Source organism: Flavobacterium ardleyense, assembly GCF_042686085.1.
Taxonomy (GTDB): Bacteria; Bacteroidota; Bacteroidia; order Flavobacteriales; family Flavobacteriaceae; genus Flavobacterium; species Flavobacterium ardleyense.
The window spans coordinates 222,923-248,590 of the sequence record NZ_JBHUOL010000018.1 but is presented as its reverse complement, the minus strand read 5'-3'; the positions used below and the strand labels follow the sequence as shown (position 1 = coordinate 248,590).

Annotated in this window: 24 protein-coding genes and 1 tRNA gene; 12 read left to right on the top strand and 13 right to left on the bottom strand. The window is 32.2% G+C overall.

The genetic code is table 11. The features are described 5' to 3' along the window. Positions 1–81 precede the first annotated feature (81 nt). Genes trxA through ACFSX9_RS11080 form a run of 3 tightly spaced genes read left to right on the top strand, consistent with a single transcriptional unit; the run spans position 82 to position 1,152 of the window. The gene (gene trxA / locus ACFSX9_RS11090) at positions 82–384 is read left to right on the top strand and encodes a thioredoxin (protein ID WP_379807625.1); all 303 of its coding nucleotides are present in this window, start codon (positions 82–84) and stop codon (positions 382–384) included. A gap of 41 nt (positions 385–425) precedes the next feature. Further along, positions 426–812, top strand: coding sequence for a rhodanese-like domain-containing protein (locus ACFSX9_RS11085; protein WP_379807623.1), 387 nt, complete (start codon positions 426–428; stop codon positions 810–812). Positions 813–819: 7 nt separating this feature from the next. Continuing rightward, a complete protein-coding gene (locus tag ACFSX9_RS11080) occupies positions 820–1,152 on the top strand; it encodes a tRNA-binding protein (protein WP_379808329.1) in 333 nt (110 codons plus the stop codon). A gap of 57 nt (positions 1,153–1,209) precedes the next feature. Here the strand turns inward: ACFSX9_RS11080 and ACFSX9_RS11075 are convergent, their stop codons facing one another. Then, positions 1,210–1,584: a PUR family DNA/RNA-binding protein gene (locus ACFSX9_RS11075; protein ID WP_379807621.1), complete on the bottom strand. Its 375-nt coding sequence runs from the start codon at positions 1,582–1,584 to the stop codon at positions 1,210–1,212. A 70-nt stretch (positions 1,585–1,654) separates the two neighbouring features. Further along, entirely contained in the window at positions 1,655–3,421 is a 1,767-nt protein-coding gene (locus ACFSX9_RS11070) for an ABC transporter ATP-binding protein (protein WP_379807619.1), read from the bottom strand. Between the two features lie 194 nt (positions 3,422–3,615). Here ACFSX9_RS11070 and ACFSX9_RS11065 point away from each other — a divergent pair, with 194 nt between their 5' ends. The 4 genes from ACFSX9_RS11065 (at position 3,616) to yajC (ending at position 6,505) form a co-directional block, all read left to right on the top strand. After that, positions 3,616–4,719: a Glu/Leu/Phe/Val dehydrogenase dimerization domain-containing protein gene (locus tag ACFSX9_RS11065; protein WP_379807617.1), complete on the top strand. Its 1,104-nt coding sequence runs from the start codon at positions 3,616–3,618 to the stop codon at positions 4,717–4,719. An 83-nt stretch (positions 4,720–4,802) separates the two neighbouring features. After that, positions 4,803–5,744, top strand: a complete 942-nt coding sequence (nusB, locus tag ACFSX9_RS11060) for a transcription antitermination factor NusB (RefSeq protein WP_379807615.1) — start codon at positions 4,803–4,805, stop codon at positions 5,742–5,744. A gap of 11 nt (positions 5,745–5,755) precedes the next feature. Next, positions 5,756–6,214 carry a DUF1573 domain-containing protein gene (locus ACFSX9_RS11055; RefSeq protein ID WP_379807613.1) on the top strand — a complete coding sequence of 153 codons (459 nt, stop codon included), beginning with the start codon at positions 5,756–5,758 and terminating at the stop codon, positions 6,212–6,214. A gap of 24 nt (positions 6,215–6,238) precedes the next feature. Further along, positions 6,239–6,505: a preprotein translocase subunit YajC gene (gene yajC, locus ACFSX9_RS11050; RefSeq protein WP_379807611.1), complete on the top strand. Its 267-nt coding sequence runs from the start codon at positions 6,239–6,241 to the stop codon at positions 6,503–6,505. A gap of 78 nt (positions 6,506–6,583) precedes the next feature. Here yajC and pepT read toward each other — a convergent pair whose 3' ends face one another. The 3 genes from pepT to ACFSX9_RS11035 all read right to left on the bottom strand — a co-directional run bounded on the left by pepT (position 6,584) and on the right by ACFSX9_RS11035 (position 9,310). Beyond that, a complete protein-coding gene (gene pepT, locus ACFSX9_RS11045; RefSeq protein WP_379807609.1) occupies positions 6,584–7,825 on the bottom strand; it encodes a peptidase T in 1,242 nt (413 codons plus the stop codon). Positions 7,826–7,940: 115 nt separating this feature from the next. Further along, positions 7,941–8,022 (bottom strand) — tRNA-Tyr (locus ACFSX9_RS11040). Between the two features lie 163 nt (positions 8,023–8,185). Then, a complete protein-coding gene (locus ACFSX9_RS11035) occupies positions 8,186–9,310 on the bottom strand; it encodes a redoxin domain-containing protein (RefSeq protein ID WP_379807607.1) in 1,125 nt (374 codons plus the stop codon). Between the two features lie 243 nt (positions 9,311–9,553). On the opposite strand from ACFSX9_RS11035, the gene rpsA reads away from it, so the two are divergent. Continuing rightward, positions 9,554–11,323, top strand: coding sequence for a 30S ribosomal protein S1 (gene rpsA, locus ACFSX9_RS11030; protein WP_379807605.1), 1,770 nt, complete (start codon positions 9,554–9,556; stop codon positions 11,321–11,323). Positions 11,324–11,476: 153 nt separating this feature from the next. Beyond that, positions 11,477–12,094 (top strand): class I SAM-dependent methyltransferase, encoded by a 618-nt coding sequence (locus tag ACFSX9_RS11025; protein ID WP_379807603.1) that lies wholly within the window; start codon positions 11,477–11,479, stop codon positions 12,092–12,094. Positions 12,095–12,130: 36 nt separating this feature from the next. On the opposite strand, the gene ACFSX9_RS11020 is transcribed toward ACFSX9_RS11025, so the two are convergent. The 8 genes from ACFSX9_RS11020 to ACFSX9_RS10985 form a co-directional block, all read right to left on the bottom strand. Continuing rightward, positions 12,131–13,861 (bottom strand): alpha/beta fold hydrolase, encoded by a 1,731-nt coding sequence (locus ACFSX9_RS11020; protein WP_379807601.1) that lies wholly within the window; start codon positions 13,859–13,861, stop codon positions 12,131–12,133. Positions 13,862–13,982: 121 nt separating this feature from the next. Further along, entirely contained in the window at positions 13,983–14,240 is a 258-nt protein-coding gene (locus tag ACFSX9_RS11015; RefSeq protein WP_379807599.1) for a DUF6952 family protein, read from the bottom strand. Positions 14,241–14,339: 99 nt separating this feature from the next. Next, positions 14,340–14,648, bottom strand: coding sequence for a thioredoxin family protein (locus ACFSX9_RS11010; protein ID WP_379807597.1), 309 nt, complete (start codon positions 14,646–14,648; stop codon positions 14,340–14,342). Between the two features lie 81 nt (positions 14,649–14,729). Next, positions 14,730–15,365 carry a peroxiredoxin gene (locus tag ACFSX9_RS11005; protein WP_379807595.1) on the bottom strand — a complete coding sequence of 212 codons (636 nt, stop codon included), beginning with the start codon at positions 15,363–15,365 and terminating at the stop codon, positions 14,730–14,732. Positions 15,366–15,583: 218 nt separating this feature from the next. Beyond that, entirely contained in the window at positions 15,584–17,761 is a 2,178-nt protein-coding gene (gene katG, locus ACFSX9_RS11000; RefSeq protein ID WP_379807593.1) for a catalase/peroxidase HPI, read from the bottom strand. Between the two features lie 149 nt (positions 17,762–17,910). After that, a complete protein-coding gene (gene nhaC, locus ACFSX9_RS10995) occupies positions 17,911–19,368 on the bottom strand; it encodes a Na+/H+ antiporter NhaC (RefSeq protein ID WP_379807591.1) in 1,458 nt (485 codons plus the stop codon). Positions 19,369–19,472: 104 nt separating this feature from the next. Then, positions 19,473–21,644 carry a S9 family peptidase gene (locus tag ACFSX9_RS10990; RefSeq protein ID WP_379807589.1) on the bottom strand — a complete coding sequence of 724 codons (2,172 nt, stop codon included), beginning with the start codon at positions 21,642–21,644 and terminating at the stop codon, positions 19,473–19,475. A gap of 108 nt (positions 21,645–21,752) precedes the next feature. Further along, positions 21,753–22,955, bottom strand: coding sequence for an aminotransferase class I/II-fold pyridoxal phosphate-dependent enzyme (locus ACFSX9_RS10985; protein WP_379807587.1), 1,203 nt, complete (start codon positions 22,953–22,955; stop codon positions 21,753–21,755). A gap of 180 nt (positions 22,956–23,135) precedes the next feature. On the opposite strand from ACFSX9_RS10985, the gene ACFSX9_RS10980 reads away from it, so the two are divergent. The 3 genes from ACFSX9_RS10980 to ACFSX9_RS10970 all read left to right on the top strand — a co-directional run bounded on the left by ACFSX9_RS10980 (position 23,136) and on the right by ACFSX9_RS10970 (position 25,596). Further along, positions 23,136–23,588 carry an Lrp/AsnC family transcriptional regulator gene (locus ACFSX9_RS10980; protein WP_379807585.1) on the top strand — a complete coding sequence of 151 codons (453 nt, stop codon included), beginning with the start codon at positions 23,136–23,138 and terminating at the stop codon, positions 23,586–23,588. 101 nt (positions 23,589–23,689) lie between these two features. Continuing rightward, the gene (lpdA, locus tag ACFSX9_RS10975) at positions 23,690–25,093 is read left to right on the top strand and encodes a dihydrolipoyl dehydrogenase (protein ID WP_379807583.1); all 1,404 of its coding nucleotides are present in this window, start codon (positions 23,690–23,692) and stop codon (positions 25,091–25,093) included. Between the two features lie 32 nt (positions 25,094–25,125). Further along, positions 25,126–25,596, top strand: a complete 471-nt coding sequence (locus tag ACFSX9_RS10970; protein WP_379807581.1) for a hypothetical protein — start codon at positions 25,126–25,128, stop codon at positions 25,594–25,596. The last annotated feature ends 72 nt before the right edge of the window (positions 25,597–25,668 follow it).

Genomic DNA, 25,668 nt, shown 5'->3' with positions numbered 1-25,668 from the left:
ATCATATTGGTTTTATGTAACATTTATTACAAAAAATGAATAGGCAAATCAGTACCTTTGAATTGTAAAAAAAATAACAATATGAATGCGAAATTTAATGAAATTATACAGTCTAACCAATTGGTTTTGATTGATTTTTTTGCCGATTGGTGTGGTCCTTGTAAAATGATGTCACCTGTTTTACAAGAAGTAAAGGGAATTCTTAAAGATGATTTAAAGATCATTAAAATTAATGTGGACCAGCACCAGGATTTGGCTACCGAATTTATGGTTAGAGGTGTTCCGACATTACTTTTATTTAAATCGGGTAAAATGTTATGGCGTCAATCGGGTGTTTTAAGTGTTAAAGATTTGGTTTCGACTGTTCAAAGCCACATGAATTAATATTTTTTTTGTATATTTATAGTTCATAAAAAAAATAGAAGATGAAAAAAACGATAGGTTTATTGGTTGTGCTTTTAAGTTTAACCTCTTGTATTAAAAAACCAGTAGAAGGTGTTCGTGTGGTTGATGTAGCGGCATATGAAGCACAATTAAAAGAACCAAATGTTCAATTAATTGATGTAAGAACGCCAGCAGAATATGCGGAAGGCCATATTGAAAATTCTAAAAACATTAATATAACTGGTGAGGATTTTGATCAGCAAGTTGCTTCATTAGATAAATCAAAACCTGTAATGTTGTATTGTAAATCAGGAATGAGAAGTGCAAAAGCATCTTTACGTTTAAAAGAACTTGGATTTGAAAACATTACGGATTTAGAAGGAGGATTTGGAAGTTGGAAAAGTGCAAATAAACCAATTGAAGAATAATCATACTATGATTTCTTGGCATGATTTTGAAAAAGTAGAAATGCGCGTGGGAACTATTATAGCTGTGGCTGATTTTCCAAAAGCGGATAAACCTGCTTATCAATTGACTATTGATTTTGGACCGGAATTAGGCACTAAGAAGACTTCGGCTCAGATTACCAAACAGTACACCAAAGAAGAATTACTTCAGAAACAAATTGTTGCTGTTGTAAATTTTCCAAAAAAACAAATCGCAGATTTTATGAGTGAATGTTTAGTATTAGGAAGTATTGGTGAAGAAAATAATATTGTGTTGCTTTCCTCGGATAAGCCTGTAAGAAATGGCTTGAGAGTAGGCTAAACAAAAAACCCAAATTCATTTAGAATTTGGGTTTTTTGTTTGATATAAAGTAAGCTATTAAATATCTTCAAATTCAATATTCGTAAAGCTTTCAGTAGATTTTAATTCTTCAATATCTGCTGGATAAGTTTCTCTCTTAAAGTCTTTTTGATGTCTTTCAGAAATTACTTCTTCTCCTTTTTGATCTAGAACAAAATCAGTCATTTCGTCTAATATTTCTCTAAAAGCAGCGAAATCTTCTTTGTATAAATAAATTTTGTGCTTTTTAAAATGGAATGAACCATCCTCTTCTGTGAACTTTTTACTTTCAGTAATTGTTATGTAGTAATCATCCGCTTTAGTTGATCTAACATCAAAGAAATACGTTCTTCTTCCCGCTCGCAATACTTTAGAAAAAATTTCTTCTTTTTCTAACATTTCATTTTCTCTCATAATCCCTACTATCAAATTAATTAGTTATAGCATTTCAAAAATCTAAAAAATAAATGGATTAAACAAAAATTTAGCTAATTTCTTTTTCAGAAAGTTGTTTTAGATAAAGTTCTTTATAATACCCATTTTGCTCTAGCAGTTGACTGTGAGTGCCTTGTTCAATGATTTGGCCTTCTTCAAGAATTAAAATATGATCCGCATTTTTTGCAGAAGATACTCTATGACTTACTATAATTGTAGTTTTATCTTTGCAATACGCTAATAAATTGTTTAAAATAGTTTCTTCGGTTTCAGTGTCAACAGCACTTAAACAATCATCTAAAAGTAAGATGGGTGCGTTTTTAATTAAAGCTCTTGCAATAGAAACACGCTGTTTTTGCCCACCAGAAAGTGTAATTCCTCGTTCTCCTAAAACCGTTTCGTACTGGTCATTAAAAGTTAAGATATTATCATGAACAACCGCTTTTTTAGCTGCTTCAATTACTTGTTCATCCGTAGCATTTTCATTCCCAAATTTAATGTTGTTTTTGATGCTGTCTGAAAATAAGAAGGAATCTTGTGGTACCACACTTATTTGATTTCTTAAATCATATAAATTTAAAGAAGTAATTTCTTTATTGTCGATCATTATTTTTCCATCGGTAGTATCATACAATCTACTTATTAGCGTTAAAATAGTCGATTTTCCTGAGCCAGTTTTTCCAAATATAGCTAATGTAGTTCCTTTTTTAATTTCGAACGAAATATTATTTAATGCTTTAATCTGAGTGTCTTCATATACAAAAGAAACATTTTTAAAAGCTATATCACCTTGAATAACAGAATGTCCAATAGCGGTGTTTTTGATTTTCGGCTCTTCTTTTAGGAATTCGTTTATACGTTCTTGTGAAGCTTCAGCTTCTTGTACTAAAGACGAAACCCATCCTAAAGATGCAACAGGCCAAGTCAACATATTGATGTAAAGAATAAACTGTGCAATGACACCAATACTGCTAATTTCCGGATCATTATTCATATACATTGAACCTCCAACAAAGACAACGACTAAGTTACTTAAGCCAATTAATAGAATCATTAAAGGTCCAAATAATGAGTTCATTTTGGCTAAATCCATCGCTTTTTTCTTACTCTCGTTTGTTAAGTCGATGAATTCTTTTTCTTTTTTATCCTCAATTGCGTATGCTTTAATCACACGGATTCCTGAGAAAATTTCTTGGGTAATTGAAAATAAGTTCGATAAGTTTTTTTGGAAAGCACTACTTCTTTTATGAATTTCCGAACTAATCTTAAAAATACTATACGATAATAGGGGTAAAGGCAACAAAGAATATAATGTCAATTTTGGAGAAATGTTATACATATATATTACTACAATCGTGAAACGCATTAAGGTATTTAAAGAATACATTACCGCAGGCCCCACGTACATTCTAACTTTTCCAACATCTTCACTGATTCGGTTCATTAAGTCACCAGTGCGGTTTCTTTTGTAAAAATCTTGCGAAAGATTTTGGTAATGATTGAAGATTTCGTTCTTCAAATCAAATTCAACATAGCGCGACATTACAATTAAAGTTTGACGCATTAAAAAGGTGAAGAAACCAGCTATGATGGTGGTTGCTAGGATGTAAAGAATGTTTTTTAATAGCGTCGATTTTAATAGCGAAACATCTTTTGAGGATGATTTTACAAATTCCTCAATAACTTGAATGGAATTCCCGATTAATTCCGGCGTAAATAAAGAGAAAACTTGTGCAATTATAGTTATAAATAGCCCCAGTAAGAAGCGATATTTATATTTGATAAAGTATTTGTTTAAATATTGTAATTCTTTCATAGTATTTTTAAATGTTGTGTTTTTTTCGCAGTTATTTAATCAAATTCTTAATTTATTGATAATAAGGTATTACGAATTAATACTACATTCCTTTGCTAAATTATTAAAAAAAATATAATACAATGAATCATTTTAAAATTATTCGTAATATTGTAGTTAAATATTGAATAATATTAAAATTAACACATTATACCATGACAGCAGATTTATTAAAAGCTAATGAGCTTCACAAAGTAGACCCGGTTTTCGGCCAAGTTTCTTTTGATGGTCATGAACAAGTTGTATTTTGTCACGACAAAGATACAGGATTAAAAGCAATTATTGGAGTTCATAGCACAGTTTTAGGACCAGCTTTAGGTGGAACTAGAATGTGGAATTATACGAACGAGTGGGAAGCGCTTAATGATGTTTTGCGTTTGTCTCGTGGAATGACTTTTAAAAATTCACTTTCAGGTTTAAATTTAGGTGGTGGTAAAGCGGTAATTATCGGTGATGCTAAAACTTTAAAAACACCTGAATTGATGACTAGATTTGGTCAGTTTGTTGATTCATTATCAGGGAAATACATTACTGCAGAAGATGTGGGTATGGAAACTAAAGATATGGATATCGTAAATAAAGTAACTAAATATGTTGCTGGAATTTCGGTTGAAAACGGAGGTTCTGGAAATCCATCGCCGATTACTGCATATGGTGTTTTCATGGGAATGAAAGCAGCAGCTAAGTATAAATTTGGTACAGATAATTTAGAAGGTAAAAAAGTTCTAGTACAAGGAATTGGTCACGTAGGTGAAGTTTTAGTACAGCATTTAACTAAAAGTGGAGCTATTGTTACTATTACTGATATCAATGAAGAAAGAGTAAATCAAATTGGTGCGAAATACGGAGCTAAAATTTTTACAGGAGATGATTTATATGCTGCTGATGTAGATATTTATGCACCTTGTGCTTTAGGAGCAACTATAAATGACGAAACAATTAGTAAATTAAGAGCGAAGGTTATTGCTGGAGCAGCTAATAATCAATTGGCAAACGAAGCAGTTCACGGCGCATTATTGAAAGAAAAAGGTATTTTATATGCACCTGATTTCTTAATTAATGCTGGTGGAGTAATTAATGTTTATTCTGAAATAGTACATTGGTCAAAAGAACAAGTAATTGAAAAAACTGAAAACATCTATAATACAGCATTAGAGATATTCAATTTAGCAGATACTAATAATATTACAACGCATCAAGCAGCCTTTTCAATGGCACAAAAACGCATTGATGATACAAAAAACGGATTAAACAAGTAATTTGTTTTAAATAAAATTGTATTTTTGCAGAGCGAAAGAAGTTATTCTTTCGCTCTCTTAATTTTATAAAGTTCTTAATTAGCATGTTAAACAGAAGACATATCCGTGTAAAAGTGATGCAGAGTATTTATGCAATGCACCAACATCAATCCGATAATTTGGAAAAACAAGAAAAATTTCTTTTTCAAAGTATCGAAAACACCCAAGATTTGTATTTATTATTGCTTTCGGCATTAATTGAAATCAAAAATATAGAAGAAGAATACATTGAACTGGCTTCTAAAAAACATTTAGCAACTAAAGAAGAAAGCAATCCGAATTTAAAATTTATCCAGAACAAAGTATTGGTATTATTATCGGAATCAGATGCATTACAAACTGCTATTGATCAAAATATGATTACCAATTGGAAACGAAATAATGATATTATTTTGATGTTGTTGGATGCCGTAAAAGCTAGTGATGTTTATAAAAACTACATGGAAAAACCCTTAGGTAGTTTTGATGATGAAAAATATTTTATTGCAGATTTATTCACTGAAGTAATTGCACCAAGTGATAAATTATATGAATATTTAGAAGACTATAAATTAACTTGGGTTGATGATTTGCCAGGAATTAATACGTTGATTTTAAAGCAGATTAAACAACTTAGATCAGAAGATGATGTGTTGCTTTTGCCAAAGGTTTATAAAGATTCTGATGATAAAGAATTTGTTAAGAGCTTGTTTAGAAAAACAGTTTTAAACGAAGTAGAGTTGTCTAAAGAATATATAGACAAGACGCCGAACTGGGACGTGGAACGTATTGCGGAAATCGATACTATTATTTTAAAAATGGCAATTTGCGAATTATTAAAGTTTCCTTCGATTCCAGCTAAAGTGACAATTAACGAGTATTTAGAAATTGCTAAAGAATATTCTACACCAAAAAGTAGTATTTTTATCAATGGAATTTTAGATAATTTAGTTAAAGAATTTGAAAGAAATGATCGATTGATAAAAACAGGTAGAGGTTTATTATAAAAATTTAAAGTATGATGAAGAAAACAATTGGGTTTTTAGCCCTTTCAGTAGTTCTAGCAACTACTTCATGTAAACAAGGAAGTGTTTCAGATAAAATCACAGACGAAGACATGAAAACTGTTGAGGCTGATAAAAATTTAGCAGGTAAATTACCAAAAGTTAAATTTGATAAAGAATTTCATGATTTTGGAACAATTGCTGAAGGAGTTGTTGTTGAAACTGAGTTTATTGTTACTAATGTTGGAGAGAGTGATTTATTGATTTTTGAAGCAAAGGGAAGTTGTGGTTGTACAGTTCCTGAGCCGCCAAAAGACCCTATTAAACCAGGTGAATCTGCACCAATTAAAGTAGCTTTCGATTCAAAAGGTAAGCCTGGTAATCAAGAGAAGACAGTAACATTGACTACTAATACAGAGATTCTTCATGAAATGTTTAGAATAAAAGCGAATGTAACACCGATGGCAAAGTAATTTAGCCACAAATAAATAATTATTATGACTCCAGAATTAGGAATTCAATTAGTATTGATGATTGCTGTGTTTTATTTTTTATTAATAAGACCAAATCAGCAAAGAGCTAAGAAAGAAAAAGCATTTGAAGCTGCTTTAAAAGTTGGTGATAAAGTTATCACAAAATCAGGAATTCACGGAAAAATCGCTGAAATAGCTCAAGATACTATCGTTATTGAAACTATGTCAGGTAAGATAAAAATGGAAAAATCTGCAATTTCAGCGGATATTAGCCTTAAGCTAAAAGCTTAATTGCTATCATTTTAAAATATTAAAAAAGCCGAACTTAATTAAGTTCGGCTTTTTTTGTTCGCTACTTATAGCGGTATGTTATTTTGGCAAAGCTGTTAGTTCTGCAATTTTCACAATTACTTGAGTTGCTTTTACCATGCTTTCAACAGGAACGTATTCGTATTTTCCGTGGAAGTTATGTCCACCAGCAAATATATTAGGACAAGGTAATCCTATATAAGATAATTGGCATCCGTCTGTTCCGCCTCTAATTGGTTTAATTAATGGCTTTATACCTAACTCGATCATTGCTTTTTCAGCTATTTCTATAATATGGAAAACAGGTTTTACCTTCTCTTTCATATTGTAATATTGATCTTTAACTTCTGCACTTGCAATGTCTCCGCCAAATTGTCCTTTCCATTTCTTATTGAATTTTTCAGTCAATTTGTGAATGAACTCCTTTCTTTTCTTGAATTTCATTTCATTGTGATCACGGATGATTAACTCAACAACAGTTTCCTCAATACTTCCGGTAATTCCAACAACATGGAAGAAACCTTCGTATCCTTTTGTTTTTTCTGGAATTTCATCTTTCGGTAATTTCGAAATGAATTTACTTGCTAAAAGCATTGAGTTAATCATTTTTCCTTTTGCATATCCTGGATGAACACTTTTACCGCTAAAAGTTATTTTTGCACCAGCTGCATTAAAATTTTCGTATTCTAATTCGCCGATTTGACTTCCATCCATGGTGTAAGCCCATTCGCAACCAAATTTTTCGACATCAAATTTGTGTGCTCCACGACCAATTTCTTCATCTGGTGTAAAACCAACTCTGATTTTTCCGTGCTTAATGTCTGGATTTTTAATTAAATGCTCCATTGCTGACATGATTTCTGTAATACCGGCTTTGTCATCCGCTCCTAGAAGAGTGGTTCCGTCTGTAGTAATAAGAGTTTGTCCTTTATATTGTAGCAAGTCTTTGAAGTAACTTGGTGATAAAACGATGTTTTGCTCCTTGTTAAGGATAATATCTCCACCGTCATAGTCTTTTATGATTTGTGGTTTTACATTCGCTCCTGTGAAGTCTGGAGTAGTGTCGTAATGTGATACGAATCCAATTGTTGGAACTGCGTGTTTAACGTTGCTTTCTAACGTTGCCATTACGTAACCATTTTCATCAATAGTTACTTCTGACATTCCCATTTCTTTTAATTCTTTTACTAAAAGATTGGCTAGGACTAATTGTTTCTTTGTACTTGGAGTAGTGTCAGAACTTGCATCAGATTCTGTGTCTATAATAACGTAGCTAATAAAGCGATCTATAATGTGTTGCATGAATATTTTAAATTTATACAAATATAAGAAATCGAACAGTTATTAAAAAAATAAGACGTTATAAAGTGTTGAGATTTTGTTAAATAAAAAAAGCACTTCAGTTGAAGTGCTTTAGTGGGGAGAGCAGGATTCGAACCTGCGAAGATGTAATCAGCGGATTTACAGTCCGCCCTCGTTGGCCGCTTGAGTATCTCCCCAAGCCATCTTGCTTATCGTTCTAAGCGGTGCAAATATAGGATTGTTTTTTATTCCTGCAAAGTTATTATTAACTATTTTTCATACTTTTTTATAACGTTCTGTAAATGAAAAACATAAAAAAATCTTCCGAAGAAGATTTTTTTAATTTGCCTGCTAAAAGTGTTATTTTACTTCTAAAAGTTCTTTGATTTTGGCTTTTAATTCATCGCCTCTTAAATCTTTTGCAACGATATTTCCTTCTGCGTCCAAGATGAATGTAGCAGGAATAGATTCAACATTGTATAATTTTGCAATTGGTTCATCCCAAAATTTAAGATTTGAAACATGAGTCCATGTTAAACCATCTTTCGCTATTGCTTCTTTCCATTTTGTTGCGTCTTTATCAAGAGAAACACCAATAATATTTAAACCTTTATCATGAAACTCATTATAAATTGCTACAACATTAGGATTTTCCACTCTACATGGACCACACCAAGAAGCCCAGAAATCGATAATAGTTACTTTTCCTAAAGATTCTTTTAAAGAAATCATTTTTCCTTCAGGAGAAGGTGCTGAAAAATCTTGCGCTTCATTACCAGTAGTTGATGCGCCAAGTTCTTCCATCCCTTTTTTAATACTAATTGCGCTTCTTGTTCCTAATAAGCTTTTGTCTAATTTCTCGTAGTAGCTTTTAATTTCTGCAACTGGTAAATAATCTCTCATTAAAAAGTTTTCCAATAACAGAACAGATAAGTAAGCATTGTTATTTTCTTTAACGAATTTTAGAGAAAGGGCATTCATTTCTTCTTGAAAGCCGTTGAAGTCCTTTTGTATTTCTTTAATCGCAACTTCATCATTAGCTAATTTTGCAGCTTTTATTCTTTCAGAGTTTGCTTTGTTGTACTTTGTTATTTTTTCAGATATTACTTTTGAATCAACATTAAAAGAATGTAATTTATCATTATTAAATGTTCCTCCTATTGTTGAGTTTTGAATAGTATCTTTTACAAGTGTTACATTTATTTTGCCTTTTTCTAATATAACAGGTAAGCTGATGTCTTGGTTTTCAATACGGATAAATCCTAAATCGATTTCTTCACTAATTCCGTTTAATTCAAATTTTCCATTTTCAATTACTGCAGTGTCTTTAGCAATCATGCCAGTTTCTGACTGTACTTCGATAAAAACTTTAGTACCATTTTCTACGCCAGCAGCTTCTCCGCTAATTAAAAACTCATTGTCTTTTAAATTGTTACAAGCAAAAGCTAGAAAAGCAGTTGCTATAATTAATGCTGTTTTTTTCATGTGATATATATAATTTGTGCAAATGTATTCAAAATAAGTTGTTTTAAAAACATAAATAAATGTTAGAATCCTGATTAAAAGGATGTTTTAATGTTTTGTATATCAAAAATTTAGTTGTAATTTTGCACACCTTTTGGCGGAGAAGAGTTTCCATTAGGTATCAATCATTTATGTAAAACACTGCTGTTGTTTTCTATCGCATTAAGAAACTCAAGAAGCACAGTATACAAATTTTTAATCAGCATGTCTGAAATTAACAAAACACAAGAAGAGTTTTTAGCAAATTTTAACTGGCATAACTTCCAAGAAGGAATTGACCCAGTTGATGCAAAAAACTTACAAGAATTTGAAGAATTAGTTACTAAAACATTTATCTCTACTAGCGACGAAGAAGTTGTTGATGGTATTGTTGTAAGAATTACTGATAGAGACGTTATTGTTGATATCAATGCTAAATCTGAAGGTGTTATTTCTTTAAACGAATTCCGTTATAACCCAAGTTTAAAAGTGGGAGATACGGTAGAAGTATTAATTGATGTTCGTGAGGACAAAACAGGTCAATTAGTATTATCACACAGAAAAGCAAGAACGATCAAAGCATGGGATAGAGTTATCTCTGCTAACGAAACTGGAGAAATCGTTAATGGTTTCGTAAAATGTAGAACTAAAGGTGGTATGATTGTAGATGTTTTCGGAATTGAAGCATTCTTACCAGGTTCACAAATTGATGTAAAACCTATCCGTGATTACGATCAATACGTAAACAAAACTATGGAATTTAAAGTTGTGAAAATCAATCACGAATTCAAAAACGTAGTAGTATCTCATAAAGCGCTTATTGAAGCGGATATTGAAGTACAGAAAAAAGAAATCATTGGTCAATTAGAAAAAGGACAAGTATTAGAAGGTGTTGTTAAAAACATTACTTCTTATGGTGTGTTTATTGATTTAGGTGGTGTAGATGGATTAATCCATATTACAGACTTATCTTGGTCAAGAATCAATCACCCAAGCGAAGTTCTTGAATTAGATCAAAAATTAAACGTTGTTATCCTTGATTTTGATGATGAGAAAACAAGAATCCAATTAGGTTTAAAACAATTAAATGCTCATCCTTGGGATGCTTTAGGAACTGACTTAAAAGTTGGCGATAAAGTTAAAGGAAAAGTTGTTGTTTTAGCTGATTATGGTGCTTTCATCGAAGTTGCTGAAGGAGTAGAAGGTTTAATCCACGTTTCTGAAATGTCTTGGTCAACTCACTTAAGAAGTGCTCAAGATTTCATGAAAATTGGTGACGTAGTTGAAGCAGTTGTTTTAACTTTAGACAGAGACGAAAGAAAAATGTCTTTAGGTATCAAACAAATGACTCAAGATCCATGGACTGATATTACAACTAAATACCCAGTAGGTTCTAAACACACTGGAATCGTTAGAAACTTTACTAACTTCGGAATTTTCGTAGAGTTAGAAGAAGGAATCGACGGTTTAGTATATATCTCTGATTTATCTTGGACTAAGAAAATCAAACACCCATCTGAATTTGTAAACGTAGGTGAAAACTTAGACGTTGTAGTATTAGAATTAGATGTTGACGGACGTAAATTATCTTTAGGTCATAAACAAACTACTGCTAATCCTTGGGATAAATATGAAGAAGGATTCGCTGTTGGAACTATCCACAACGGAACTATCTCTGAAATCGTTGACAAAGGTGCTACTGTAGAATTTGGTGAAGACATCGTTGCTTTCATCCCTACACGTCACTTAGAAAAAGAAGACGGGAAAAAATTGAAAAAAGGTGATGCTGCTGACTTTAAAGTTATTGAGTTCAACAAAGAATTCAAAAGAGTAGTAGCTTCGCATACAGCTATCTTCAGAGAAGAAGAAGAGAAAAACGTTAAAACTGCTGTAGATACTTCATCTGCTTCAAACGCAGCTCAAACATCTACTTTAGGTGATAACAATGACATTCTTGCTGAATTAAAAGCTAAAATGGAAAAAGGAGGTAACTAATCTCTGATTTTTAAATATTTTAAAAGCCCTGAATTTTTTCAGGGCTTTTTTTATGATTAATATTTTAGTTCATTTTGATTATTTAGTGTTTAATGAATCAAAATTAGTAATTTTAAGCCTTACTAAGAATACACAAAACAGAAAGATAGTAGTATGGAAAATAATAGAGTAGCACATTGGGAAAACGTTTTTGCTACGAAAGCATCAAATGAGGTAAGTTGGTTTCAAGACAAACCAGAAACATCAATTCAGTTAATTCAATCATGTAAGGTAGCTAAAGATGCTAAAATTATTGATATTGGCGGTGGTGATAGTTACTTAATTGATAATTTAATAGCATTAGGTTATACAAATTTATATCTTTTAGATATTTCTGAAAATGCCATAGAACGTGCAAAAGAACGATTGTCTTCGCATTTGGATAAAGTAACTTTTATCGTTTCAAATAGTTTAGATTTTCAAATGAAAGATACATTTGAAGTTTGGCACGATAGAGCTTCTTTTCATTTTTTGACGGATGAACATGAGGTTCAAAAATATAAATCCAACGTATTACAATCTTTAAAATCAAATGGGAATTTAGTTTTAGGTACTTTTTCAGAAGAAGGTCCAGAAAAATGCAGTGGTTTAGAAATCACACAATATTCGGTGGAGAAGTTAGAAGCTATATTTGGTGAAGATTTTGAATTAGAAAATTGCTTCACAGAAGAGCACGCAACACCTTTTGATACGACACAAGATTTTATATTTTGTAACTATAAGAAAATATAAGTAAAAAAAATGCTCTCAGTTTTGAGAGCATTTTTTTTATTGTTTTACGACTTTAATTGTTTTTTGTTGGGTTTCATTTTCCAATACAATTAGGTAAATTCCTTTTTCTAAATTAGTAAGATCAAATACATTCGAAGTGGAACTTTCAAAAGTTTTCTCTGCAATCAAGTGGCCTAAAACACTAAATACGCTTGCTTTAGTTAATGAAATATTATCCAAATGCAACAGGTCTAGAACCGGATTTGGATAAAACACAAAAGCATCAAATAAATTACTTTCAGCACTTAAAGTTGTTGTAATGCTAAATTGGTAAGGAGTTTCATAATTTGTATTGGTAGGATCTTCACTGGTTATTTTTAGAAAGTAATCACCTGGATTTAAGACTCGATTAAAAGTTAAAGTGTTTCCTGTATTATTTTCAACAACTCCAATAGCAGAACCAGCAGCATTTATAAGAGTAGCGTTCATTGTAGAAGTGACAATGCTGCTTATTGAAACTAGTGCTTCAACATTTTCGGCTACAGTAAATTTAAAAAAATCATTATCAGGAGCAACCGGATTTTGAACTGTGGTATAGCCAATATAATTCTTATTTGTATTGATCTCATAAGCTAATTCTTTCACATTTGGCTCGTCTAAGCCTTGCATCATTTGATAGGTTAGACCCGTAAGTTCAGTATGATTTTGAATAAGATTGAGAGTAGAAGTGAAGTAAAAAAGTTTTGCAGGATAAGTCAAAGTGGGATAGTAATTATTGAAATTAGAAGAGGGTTCTGCAACAACACCATCTGTGGTACCGCCAGTAATCCGACCAATTACGCATGAAAAATCAATTAAATTATCAATTGGCTTTTCATTTAGTCCAACAATCGTTTCACCAATAATTTCATTACAATTGATATCTACATTATAGAAGTCAGGCGTAGAATTATTGTCATTCATATTGTCATTATCTTGTATTTCTACACCTCCAAATAGATAGCGGCTTCCTTCACGACTGTAATAGTAATTGGTTTTTAAATCTCTTATCGCTTCTGAGCGAATATCTGTTCCAGTTAAAAAAGTTAAAGAATTGTCACTTGCATTGCTACCACCATGAGGCGTTCCTAATGTTAATATTTTAGCAATATGATGTTTGTTGTCTGCTTGCCAATTTGATTCGTTCTGTACATATTCTCTTGAAGCTAAACCACCCATACTGTGACCAACAAGGATAACTTTATCTTTCCCAGTTATAGACAGAATACGTTCAATCGCCTTTTTAAGTGCAATTCCTTGTTTGGCAACTGCTGCTTGATTGCTTAATACGTTTGTTCCGACGGCTCCATCTGGGTTGACATTGAAGTTTACATAATAGTAATCACCGTTAGTTATTAGTGATTCAAAAGCAGCAATATCTGCATCAGGAGTAGGATAAAAATTTTTGTTTGTAGTTGTGTTATTGTCATCTGCATTTAGACAAAAATCAAATCTTCCACCAAAAGTAAACGCATATTGTGAATCGTAATAATCCGAAGAACTATTCCACGTTTCAGAACTAGAGTTTAAACCGTGAATAAATATAATGGGATAGGGAATTTTACTCTCGAAATTTCTATAATTTAAAGTACTTGTTGGAGTTTTGAGTTGAAAAACACTGTCATTTCTATATTCGTATTTTTCAAATTCTCTTGGTCTTGATTTGTATTCGAATTGGTCATTTTGTGAGAAAGCAAATGAAGTTATTAAGAAAAACGCAAAGTAAGAAAGAAGAGTAGTTTTATTCATACAGACAATTTATTATTTAAATAAAATGCAAGGTATGACAATTATTGTAATTTATTAATGCGACTTTATATTATAATGAAAGGTAATAAAAAAAGGCTTTTTATTTAAAAAGCCTTTTTTGTTATTTGTCAATTGAGCCTAAAACCCGCTTCATAAAATCATTCAAAGCTGTTTTTTTGTCTTTACCTTCTTTGACCATTTTGTTTACTTCCAAAGCGCCGTACATATTCGAAATTAATTCGGCAATAACGTCTAATTCTTCATCTTTCAAAGAAGAAACTTCGCAAAGGTTTTCTAAAACTTCAATAGTTTCTACTAAGTAGTCCTGATCGTTATCTTCAATAAATTGAGTTAACTGTTTTATAATTGGTAATTTCATTTTTATAGGTTATAAGTTTATGTGTGTAAAAGGTTAAAAGGTAATGAACTAAAAGTTTAGTCTTTTAAACTCATAACCTCCTAAACTTTTAACCTGTTTTTAAATTACTTCTGCAACTAATTCAGCTAAAACATCAGCTTTGTTAGTTTGTGTTTGATTTACTAATTTCCCGTTTTTGAAAGTAGCAAACGTAGGTAAATTATCTACATTAGCTAGTTTTCTTGATTCTGGAAATTTTTCAGCATCTACAACAATAAAAGTAACACCTTCATTTTGAGAAGCCATCATTTTAAACTTTGGTTTCATAATTCTACAATTACCGCACCATGATGCTGAAAATTGCACTACAACAGTTTCATTGTTTGCAACTACTTCTGATAAATCATCTTGTTCTATTTCTGAAAACATATTTTTTTTGAATTTTTAATACTCAAACTCCAAATCCCAATAGTATTGGAATTTGGAATTTAAATATTGGAATTTATACTATTAGTGAGAAGCTAAATAAGCAGCAGTACTGTTTCTGTCAGCACTCATTGCATCTTTTCCTTCTTCCCAGTTTGCAGGACAAACTTCACCTTTGGTTTGAACGTGTGTGTAAGCATCTACTAATCTTAAATACTCATTTACGTTTCTTCCTAATGGCATATCATTTACACTTTCGTGGAATACTTTTCCTTCTTCATCGATTAAATAAGTAGCTCTGAAAGTTACGTTTGAACCTTCTAAGATTTCGTCATTAACGGCTTCATCATAAACCCATTCTGCGTCTAAAATATCTAAAGCTGCAGCTAAGTTTCTTGTTGTATCTGCAATTAAAGGATATGTTACACCTTCAATTCCACCGTTATCTTTTGCTGTGTTTAACCATGCGAAGTGAACTTCGTTAGTATCACATGAAGCACCAATAACCATTGTGTTTCTTTTTTCAAATTCTTGTAAAGCTGCTTGGAAAGCGTGTAATTCTGTTGGACATACAAAAGTGAAATCTTTTGGATACCAGAACAATACTACTTTTTTCTTATTTTGAATTGCTTCTTCTAAAACATTAATTCTTAAATTATCTCCCATAAAAGAGATTGCGTCAACTGTAATGTTTGGGAATTTTTTTCCTACTAATGCCATGATTTTTTATTTAAAAGTTACTATTAATTTTCTTTTACAAATTTACGAAATATATTAAGCATTACTCCATATGTGCAATGGTTAATTTTTATAAGAAAATAGATTATATCTATAGTGATGCTATTCTTCCATAATTTATAGTAATTATCCATTCTTTATAGGTAAAAGAAAAATCTATGCTTGTTTTTATGCGTATTCGAAGATTTTAGTATTGCTCGTTATAAATCAAATCGATCTAATTTCATTATTTTTGACCAAGTTTTAATAAAATCTAGCACAAATTTTTCTTTATTGTCATCTTGTGCATAAACCTCAGCATAAGATCTTAACACTGAATTTGACCCAAAAACCAAATCAACTCTGGTAGCAGTCCATTTTGTAGCTCCTGTTTTTCTGTCGACAATATTATAAAGGTTTTCACCAACGGATTTCCAGCTGTAGTTCATGTCCGTTAGATTTACAAAGAAATCATTTGTTAAAACACCTTCATTATTTGTGAAAACACCATGTTTTGTACCACCATAGTTTGTTCCCAGCACACGCATTCCACCCAGTAAAACAGTCATTTCTGCAGCAGTTAAACCTAAAAGTTGTGCTTTATCTAGCATTAATTCTTCGGGTTGAACAACATATTCTTTTTTCACGAAGTTTCTAAAGGCATCATTCGTAGGCTCTAAAACTTCAAATGATTCTACATCAGTCATTGCACTAGTAGCATCACCTCTTCCGGGTTGGAAAGGAACTTTGACATCATAACCTGCTTCTTGCGCTGCTTTTTCTACTGCGGCACTTCCGCCAAGGACAATTAAATCAGCCAAACTTACTTTTTTAGCTAAACCAGCTTGAATTTCAGTAAGTTTATTGAATACATTTTGTAATCTTTCTGGTTCGTTTGCTATCCAATCTTTTTGTGGTGCTAAAGCGATTCGTGCTCCATTTGCACCACCTCTAAAATCAGAACCTCTAAATGTTCTTGCACTATCCCATGCCGTATTGATTAATTCCGTTCTTGTTAAACCACTGGTTAGTAATTTTGTTTTTAATTCCTCAATTTCTGAATCCGATAACGTATAATCAACTGTTGGAATAGGATCTTGCCAAATTAACACTTCTTCAGGCGCATCTGCACCTAAATATCTGTTTTTCGGACCTAAATCTCTGTGTGTTAATTTGAACCAAGCTCTTGCGAAAATATCTTCAAAATAAGCAGGATCTTTGTGAAAACGTTCCGATATTTCTCTATAAATTGGATCCATTTTCATCGCCATATCGGCATCTGTCATAATTGGATTATTTCTTTTAGATGAGTCGAAAGCATCTACTGGTTTGTCAGCTTCTTCAATATTTATTGGTTCCCATTGCCAAGCACCAGCCGGACTTTTTTTCAATTCCCAATCATATTTAAATAACAAATGGAAATATTCGTTGTCCCAGCGGGTAGGATTTGTAGTCCAAGAACCTTCTAAACCACTTGTTACCGTGTTTTGAGCATTACCGCTTGGATTTATCCATCCAAAACCTTGATCGTGTAATTCGCCTGCTTCTGGTTCTTTTCCTAGTTTGGAAGCATCTCCATTTCCGTGTGCTTTCCCAACCGTATGACCTCCCGCGGTAAGAGCAACCGTTTCTTCATCATTCATTGCCATTCTTTTGAAGGTAATACGAACATCATGCGCTGTTTTTAAAGGATCTGGTTTTCCATCAACTCCTTCAGGATTTACATAAATTAATCCCATCATAACCGAAGCTAATGGATTTTCTAAATCTCTTTCGCCTGAATATCTACTTCCTTCGCTACCACTTACTGCTAACCATTCTTTTTCAGCTCCCCAATAGACATCTTTTTCAGGATGCCAAATGTCTTTACGACCTCCAGCAAATCCGAAAGTTTTAAAGCCCATTGATTCGTAAGCCATATTTCCAGCTAATACAATTAAATCGGCCCAAGAAATTTTATTTCCGTATTTCTTTTTTAGTGGCCATAATAGTCTTCGGGCTTTGTCTAAATTTCCATTATCCGGCCAACTGTTTAAAGGAGCAAAACGTTGACTTCCTGTGCCACTTCCACCACGACCATCTGAAATACGATACGTTCCTGCAGAATGCCAAGCCAAACGAATCATTAAACCTCCATAATGTCCCCAATCTGCTGGCCACCAATCCTGGCTATCCGTCATAAGACCTTTTAAATCATTTTTTAAAGCTTTTAGATCTAAAGTTTTAAAAGCTTCAGCATAATTAAAGTTTTCTCCTAAAGGGTTAGTTTTTAAGTCGTGTTGATGTAATATATCTAAATCAAGTGCTTTTGGCCACCAATCTTTGTTTGTTGAAGTTGCTGTAAAATTGTTCTCCTTTTGGTGAAAAGGGCATTTGCTGATATCGTTTGGATGTTCCATTTTTATAATTATTTGATTTTAAACTTAATTTGTTGTTTTTAAAACTTAAACGTGTTTTAATTTTTATCAAAAGTACTCCATAAAAAAACCACTACTTAATTTAAGTAATGGTTAGATTTTATCTTTGCATAGTTTTTATCTATTGTTTTTTATTTTTTAATACTTGAAACTAATAGTTTTATTTTAATATTGAATGCCGCAAAAATTAAGGTCATTACTGGACTCAATAAATTGAAGAAAGCATAAGGTAAATAATCAAATGTATCTACTTGTAATGTACTAGATTGATAGGCTCCACATGTATTCCAAGGAATTAATACAGAAGTGACTGTTCCAGAATCTTCTAAAGTCCTACTTAAGTTTTCAGGTGCTAAACCTTTATCTTCATAAGCTTTTTTAAACATTTTACCAGGAACTACAATCGCTAAATATTGGTCAGATGCAGTAATGTTTAAAGCTAAACAACTTCCAACAGTGGCAGCAAATAATCCAAAAGTCGTTTTAGCTAAACTCAGTAATGATTGACTTATTCTTGCTAAAGCTCCAATAGCATCCATTATGCCACCAAAAACCATTGCACAAATAATTAACCATATTGTACCTAGCATTTTTTGCATTCCTCCCGATTTGAATAACTCTTTTAAAGTTTCATTTTCAGTTGGGATTACTGAATCTATTGTAATTGCATTTAGAATTCCTTTATATGCATTTGCAAAATTTAAATTTTTGCCTCCAGATAGCATTAAAACAATTTCTGGTTGAAAAATTAATGCAAACACAGCGGCCAAAAGTGTACCTATTAATAAAGCAATTAAAGGTTCTGTTTTTTTGATGATTAATCCAATTACAATAACTGGAACTAAAAATAACCAAGGTGTAATGTGAAATGATTTTTGAATATCAGCTAATAATGCACTTGAATCTGCAACACCTTTAATATCAATTGTAAGCCCAAGAATTGTAAATAAAATGAATGAAATAATAAATGTAGGTGTTGTAGTTAAAGTCATGTATTTAATATGCGTAAACAAATCTGTTCCAGCCATTGCAGGGGCTAAATTTGTTGTATCAGACATTGGTGAAAGTTTATCTCCAAAATAAGCTCCAGAAATAACCGCTCCGGCTACCATTCCCAAAGGAAAACCAATTGCTCCACCAATTCCTATTAATGCAATACCAACCGTTGCAGACGTTGTCCAAGAACTTCCTGTCGCAATAGAAATAACCGCACAAATAATTAAAGTCGCAGGTAGGAAAATAGATGGACTTAAAATTTGTAATCCGTAATAAATCATTGATGGAATAATTCCGCTTATTAACCAAGTACCAGCAAGTGCACCTACCATTAATAAGATTAAAATAGCTCCAGACGTAGATTTAATATTTTCAGCAACTTCATCAATCATTTTTTGAAAAGAAACTTTATTTAAAAAACCCATAATTGCTGCTACAGATGCACCTAATAATAGTATAAATTGATTGCTTCCACCAAGTGCATCATCACCAAAAATATAAACATTATAACCTAGCATTAGTACAAGAGCAAATACAGGAATTAATGCTTCCCAAATATTTAATTCTTTATTTGAATTTATTTTTGTATCCATTTATTTTTATTTGAGTCCGCAATATAGAAAAATGCTTTTTATTATAAAAACATATCACAAAAAAGAAATCCGCTGTGATATACAACGGATTTGATTTTTAATGTTTATTTTTTTAAGTGAATATCAAAATAATCTGCAATTTTAGCATACATATGAATTCTGTCTTTTCCACCCACATTGTGTTCGTGGTTTGGATATAAGAAATAATCTACTTGTTTGCCTGCTTTGATACATGCTTCCACAAAATTCATACTGTGTTGCTGTACAACTACTGGATCTTGCGCTCCGTGAATGATTAATAAACGTCCTTTTAAATCGTTTGCTTTGTTTAATAAAGACGATTTTTCATAACCTTCAGGATTTTCCTGTGGCATATCCATATAACGTTCTCCGTACATAATTTCGTAATATTTCCAGTCCATTACAGGTCCTCCTGCAACACCAACTTTAAAGGTTTCGTTGTGTTTCGTCATTAAACTAGTCGTCATAAAACCACCATAACTCCAACCGAAAACTCCAATTTTATCAGCATCTACAAATGATTTTGATTTTAGGAATTCAATTCCTTTCATTTGGTCTTCCATTTCATTTACACCCAAATTTCTATGCGTTACTTCACAGAATTTTTTTCCACGCGCATCACTTCCTCTGTTATCTAAAGTGAAAACTACATAACCTTGTTGTGCCATGTATAAATCGAAATAACCCGCACCACCTAACCAACGATTACTAACCAATTGTGCGTGAGAACCTCCATAAACATACACCATTACAGGATATTTTTTAGTAGCATCAAAGTTTGTTGGATAAATAATTCTTCCGTTTAATGGCGTTGTTCCATCTGGAGAAGTTAAGGTTACAAATTCAATTTTTGGTAAATCAATTTTTTCAGTAAATGGATTTTCGGATTTTACCAAAGATTTATTTAGCTTTTTATTTTTGATGTTTACAATCGCAATTTCATTTGGTGTAGTCAAATTACTGAATTGGTCTAAAATCATTGTGCCATCAGAAGAAACGGAAGCATTATGCATTCCAGCAACAGTTGTCAACTGAATTGTTTTTCCTGATTTTAAATCAACTTGAAATAATTGACGATCCAAACCATTATTAGATGTTCCTATGTAATTTATTTTTGTATTCTTCGCATCAAAACCTAGCATATTTGAAACGATAACGTCTTTAAAACCTAAGTTTTTCAATAATTTTCCGTCTGTAGAATACAAATACATTTGATTGTATCCGTTAAAATCCGTTTGGTAAATAAATTGTTTTGGATTGTTGGGTACAAAAGTTAAAGCGTGTTGTGGTTCTACCCAAGTTGTTGCTTTTTCTTCGAATAATGTCTTTACGAAAGCACCTGTTTTAGCATCATATTTATTGAATTTCAGATGATTTTGCTCTCTATTTAAAATGCCAATATAAATATGATTTCCCGTTGGATCCCAAGAAACCATCGTTAAGAATTGCTCTACTGGTTCACCTGTTTTAATGGTTAATTTATTTCCCGAAGCCACATCATAAACTACCAAAGTCACGTTTTCGCTAGTCATTCCAGCCATCGGATATTTGATATCTTTATTAACAGCTTCGCGTTCGTTCCAATTCGTTAGTGGATAATTTCCCACCATCGACTCATCTTTTCTGTAATATGCTAATTGCGTTCCCGCTTCATTCCACCACATTCCGCGATCAATTCCAAATTCTTGACGATGCGTATTGCTTGAACCATTAATAATTCCTTTATTTTCATCCGAAGTAACTTCAATAATTTTTCCTTCAGCCGAAGTTATTCTGATGTTATTTCCTTCCAACCAAGCAATGTTGTTGTTCGATGCGAATTTTGCTTCTGAACCTTCATTTGAATAGCTGACAGCCGAAGTAATTTGCTTAGAAACTACATCATAAATTACTTTATAATTGTTTTTCTTCCCAGCTACTTCCGTTTCAAAAGTGTTATTAGATTTCCATTCGATTGCATACGGAAACATTCGCAATGCAAATTCATCTGAAGTTATTTTTGATTTTAAAGCTGATTCAAAATCTGATTTTGTTGCTAAAGTGGTTGCTTCCCAATTATTGCCAGCGCTTTTTTCAGATAAAGTCGAATAATCAGTACTTAAATAAGTGATTGATTGTGAATCTTTACGCCATTGTTGGGCATTTAAAGAGGTTGGTGCATATTTCCGTGGACCAAAAACAGTTTCATCTATTGTGAAATTTTGAGCTACCGCAAAACTTCCGACCAATAGAAAGCTTAAAATGTATTTTTTCATTACAACTATAAATTTATTCTTTATTAGTTCTCAAATATACGGAATTGTTACAAAAAAATCCGATTCAGTGACGAATCGGATTTTAAAATATATTAATGTGGTGCTGAATTATAAAATTCCTAATTCAACCATGCACTGTTTCATCATTTGGTACGTTCTTTCGATATCGTTATCTAAACCAATTGAAATACGAACTAAACCATCGGTTAATCCCATTTCTTTTTGTTCGTCTAAAGGAATTTCAGATGAAGTTGAAGTTCCTGGAGCACTGAATAATGTTTTGAAGAATCCTAAACTAACTGCTAAATACCCTAAGTTTCTATTTTGCATTAATTCCATCAACGCATTCGCTTTGTCTAAAGTTCCCACATCAATTGTCATCATTCCTCCAAAACCATATTCTGGATTGATCATAGTTTTATAGATTTCGTGACTTGGGTGACTTTTTAATCCTGGATAAACTGTCTTAATTCCAGCTTCTTCAAACTTAGTCGATAAATAAAGTGCATTGTGACTGTGTTGTTTGATACGTAAATGTAAAGTTCTTAAGTTTTTCATCACTGACGCCGAACGCATACTATCCATTGTAGGACCTAAAAGCATACTTGCTCCCGAATTCACATTCTTCAAGTCATTAATAAACTCTTGTGAAGCACAAGTTACACCACCAACTGTATCACTACTTCCGTTGATGTATTTTGTTAATGAATGAATTACAATATCAGCACCTAACTTAATAGGAGTAACTGATAAAGGTGAAAATGTATTGTCAACTACTAATTTAAGATTGTGTTTTTTTGCAATTTTTGATAACGAAGCAATATCAGCAACTTCTAATAATGGATTACTTACGGTTTCGCAGTACAAAACTTTTGTATTTTTAGTAATTGCTGCTTCTACAACGTCTAATTTTGTGATGTCAACAAAGGAAGTAGTAACTCCCATTCTTGGAGCGAAATTTTTCAAAAAGGCATAAGTTCCACCATAAATCGTTCTACTTGAAACAATATGATCACCGTTTCCACACAATTGTAATAGGGTAGGAGTAATCGCTCCCATTCCTGAAGCAGAAACATTTGCTGATTCTGTTCCTTCCATTGCTGCCAAAGCTCTGTCTAAATACAAATTACTTGGCGAAGAATGACGAGAATAGAGGTAACAGCCCTCTGCATTTCCTTCAAAAGTGTCGAACATTGTCTTTGCTGAAAGAAAAGTATAAGTAGAACTATCTGATATTGAAGGATTTACCCCTCCGAATTCGCCAAAATATTGTAAATCTTGAATATTGTCAGCTGGATTGAATTTTTCCATAACTTTGGTTTTTTGTTGCTTAATAAAAATCAAAAATGCAAATTTTAAATTTATTTTTCAACGTTACCCCTAAAAATTAGATTTTTATTTTATTAATGTTATTATTTGTAGATATATTTTCTAGTAAAATCACTTTTAGGTTGTTTTTTCACTATATTACATTAATTAAAATTTTAAAAAATGGACGCCATTGACAAAAAATTACTAGGATTACTTCAAAGAGACACTAAAAAGACGACAAAAGAATTATCGATGGTTTTAAACCTTTCGGTAACTGCTGTATATGAAAGGATTAAAAAATTAGAAAGGGAAGGTATAATTAAAAAATATGTTGCCATTTTAGATCGAAATAAAATAGAAAAATCATTTGTGGTTTTTTGCCATATTAAACTGGTGCAACATACAAAAGATTTAATTCAAATTTTTGAAACAGAAGTAGTAAAGTTAGATGAAGTTTTAGAATGTTTTCATGTTAGTGGTGATTATGACTATATATTAAAGGTAAACGTAAAAGATATGGATGAATATCGCGAATTTATGGTTACTAAACTTACAGGTCTACAACATATAGGAAGTACGCACAGTTCATTTATGATTGGAGAAGTTAAAAACTCTACTGAATTTACTTTATAAAAGGCTGTAATATTTTTACCAAGATACTAACTGATAATTAATTCTAAAAGCGTTACTTTTGTATCCGAAAATAAGTTAAACAATAAACTTTATATAAAATCATGAGTCAATTTGATGTAACCATTATCGGTTCTGGACCTGGAGGATATGTTGCGGCTATCCGTTGTGCACAATTAGGTTTTAAAACAGCAATTATTGAAAAATATTCAACTCTTGGAGGAACTTGTTTAAATGTAGGATGTATTCCATCTAAAGCATTACTTGCTTCTTCACATCATTATGCTGAATTTAAACATTTTGCAGATCACGGAATTGAAGTTTCGGGAGAAGTTAAAATCAATTTAGAAAAAATGATTGGTCGTAAACAAGCAATTGTAGACCAAACAAGTGGTGGTGTTAAGTTCTTAATGGACAAAAATAACATTACTGTTTTTGAAGGTTTAGGTTCGTTTGAGAGCGCTACTTCAGTAAAAGTAACAAAAGCAGACGGTTCATCAGAAGTGATTGAATCTAAAAATATTATTATAGCGACGGGTTCAAAACCGTCAAACTTACCTTTTATCAAATTAGATAAAGAAAGAATTATTACTTCGACAGAAGCTTTGAAATTAAAAGAAGTTCCTAAGCATTTAGTAGTAATCGGTGGTGGTGTGATCGGAATTGAGTTAGGTCAAGTTTATTTACGATTAGGAGCTCAGGTTTCTGTAGTTGAATATATGGATAGAATTATTCCTGGAATGGATGCTGCTTTATCTAAAGAATTGACTAAATCGTTGAAAAAACAAGGCATGAAATTCTACACTTCTCACAAAGTGCAATCTGTGGAAAGAAGTGGCGATGCTGTAACGGTAAAAGCAGAAAACGCAAAAGGAGAAATCATTACTTTAGAAGGTGATTATTCTTTAGTTTCTGTAGGTCGTCGTCCTTACACAGATGGTTTAAACGCTGAAAAAGCAGGAGTAAAAGTTACAGAAAGAGGAATGATTGAAGTAAACGATCATTTACAAACTTCGGCTTCAAATATTTATGCAATTGGTGATGTAGTTCGTGGTGCAATGTTAGCGCACAAAGCGGAAGAAGAAGGAACAATGGTTGCTGAAATTTTAGCGGGGCAAAAACCACATATCGATTATAACTTAATCCCAGGAGTAGTTTACACATGGCCAGAAGTTGCTGCTGTTGGAAAAACAGAAGAGCAATTAAAAGCAGAAGGTGTTGATTACAAAGCAGGAAGTTTTCCTTTCAAAGCGTTAGGAAGAGCAAGAGCTGGTGGTGATTTAGACGGATTTGTGAAAATCTTAGCTGATGCAAAAACAGATGAAGTTTTAGGAGTTCATATGATTGGTGCGCGTTGTGCAGACTTAATCGCAGAAGCGGTTGTAGCGATGGAATTTAGAGCAAGTGCAGAAGATATTTCAAGAATGTCTCATGCACATCCTACGTATGCTGAAGCTATTAAAGAAGCTGCATTAGCAGCAACTGATAACAGAGCTTTACACGTATAATTGGTATCGGAAATTGATATAAAAAAGAGACGATGAAAAAAATTCTAACCCTATCAATAATTTTTGCTTCAACTAGCATGACGTTAACTTCTTGCAATTGGGCGAAGGAAAAAACTAAAACTGCAATTAGCAAAACAGGCGAAGTTGTGGGTAAAACAGGGTCAGAATTTGGAAATGGTGTTTATAACGGAATTAAAAAGAGTTTCGAAAATGATATAGAAATTTCAGAAGATTTAAAAAAAGCCGGATTTCAAATCGGAGAAGTAACAATCAACTCTACGGATTCTACATCAGACAATGTGCTAACTGTTTATGCAATTTTTAATCAAAAATTTGACAAGAATATTAGAATAAAAGTCTATAACGAAGAGGGTAAAGAATACGGAAGAACTTCTGAAAATATTAAAGGCGAAAAAGGAGATGCTGAATATATTGACTTTAATTTTGGAACACGAGTAAAGATTGGAGCTAAGGGAAATATTAAAATTGAACAAATCGAATAGGAATATTTTCAAGAGTTACTAAAAATACAAAATCCCAAATTCCATTTATTTACTGGAATCTGGGATTTTTTT

Bases quoted from the DNA above. Each gene is read 5' to 3' on its own strand.
- trxA (WP_379807625.1), top strand. From the start codon at position 82: ATGAATGCGAAATTTAATGAAATTATACAGTCTAACCAATTGGTTTTG.
- ACFSX9_RS11085 (WP_379807623.1), top strand. From the start codon at position 426: ATGAAAAAAACGATAGGTTTATTGGTTGTGCTTTTAAGTTTAACCTCT.
- ACFSX9_RS11080 (WP_379808329.1), top strand. From the start codon at position 820: ATGATTTCTTGGCATGATTTTGAAAAAGTAGAAATGCGCGTGGGAACT.
- ACFSX9_RS11075 (WP_379807621.1), bottom strand. From the start codon at position 1,584: ATGAGAGAAAATGAAATGTTAGAAAAAGAAGAAATTTTTTCTAAAGTA.
- ACFSX9_RS11070 (WP_379807619.1), bottom strand. From the start codon at position 3,421: ATGAAAGAATTACAATATTTAAACAAATACTTTATCAAATATAAATAT.
- ACFSX9_RS11065 (WP_379807617.1), top strand. From the start codon at position 3,616: ATGACAGCAGATTTATTAAAAGCTAATGAGCTTCACAAAGTAGACCCG.
- nusB (WP_379807615.1), top strand. From the start codon at position 4,803: ATGTTAAACAGAAGACATATCCGTGTAAAAGTGATGCAGAGTATTTAT.
- ACFSX9_RS11055 (WP_379807613.1), top strand. From the start codon at position 5,756: ATGATGAAGAAAACAATTGGGTTTTTAGCCCTTTCAGTAGTTCTAGCA.
- yajC (WP_379807611.1), top strand. From the start codon at position 6,239: ATGACTCCAGAATTAGGAATTCAATTAGTATTGATGATTGCTGTGTTT.
- pepT (WP_379807609.1), bottom strand. From the start codon at position 7,825: ATGCAACACATTATAGATCGCTTTATTAGCTACGTTATTATAGACACA.
- ACFSX9_RS11035 (WP_379807607.1), bottom strand. From the start codon at position 9,310: ATGAAAAAAACAGCATTAATTATAGCAACTGCTTTTCTAGCTTTTGCT.
- rpsA (WP_379807605.1), top strand. From the start codon at position 9,554: ATGTCTGAAATTAACAAAACACAAGAAGAGTTTTTAGCAAATTTTAAC.
- ACFSX9_RS11025 (WP_379807603.1), top strand. From the start codon at position 11,477: ATGGAAAATAATAGAGTAGCACATTGGGAAAACGTTTTTGCTACGAAA.
- ACFSX9_RS11020 (WP_379807601.1), bottom strand. From the start codon at position 13,861: ATGAATAAAACTACTCTTCTTTCTTACTTTGCGTTTTTCTTAATAACT.
- ACFSX9_RS11015 (WP_379807599.1), bottom strand. From the start codon at position 14,240: ATGAAATTACCAATTATAAAACAGTTAACTCAATTTATTGAAGATAAC.
- ACFSX9_RS11010 (WP_379807597.1), bottom strand. From the start codon at position 14,648: ATGTTTTCAGAAATAGAACAAGATGATTTATCAGAAGTAGTTGCAAAC.
- ACFSX9_RS11005 (WP_379807595.1), bottom strand. From the start codon at position 15,365: ATGGCATTAGTAGGAAAAAAATTCCCAAACATTACAGTTGACGCAATC.
- katG (WP_379807593.1), bottom strand. From the start codon at position 17,761: ATGGAACATCCAAACGATATCAGCAAATGCCCTTTTCACCAAAAGGAG.
- nhaC (WP_379807591.1), bottom strand. From the start codon at position 19,368: ATGGATACAAAAATAAATTCAAATAAAGAATTAAATATTTGGGAAGCA.
- ACFSX9_RS10990 (WP_379807589.1), bottom strand. From the start codon at position 21,644: ATGAAAAAATACATTTTAAGCTTTCTATTGGTCGGAAGTTTTGCGGTA.
- ACFSX9_RS10985 (WP_379807587.1), bottom strand. From the start codon at position 22,955: ATGGAAAAATTCAATCCAGCTGACAATATTCAAGATTTACAATATTTT.
- ACFSX9_RS10980 (WP_379807585.1), top strand. From the start codon at position 23,136: ATGGACGCCATTGACAAAAAATTACTAGGATTACTTCAAAGAGACACT.
- lpdA (WP_379807583.1), top strand. From the start codon at position 23,690: ATGAGTCAATTTGATGTAACCATTATCGGTTCTGGACCTGGAGGATAT.
- ACFSX9_RS10970 (WP_379807581.1), top strand. From the start codon at position 25,126: ATGAAAAAAATTCTAACCCTATCAATAATTTTTGCTTCAACTAGCATG.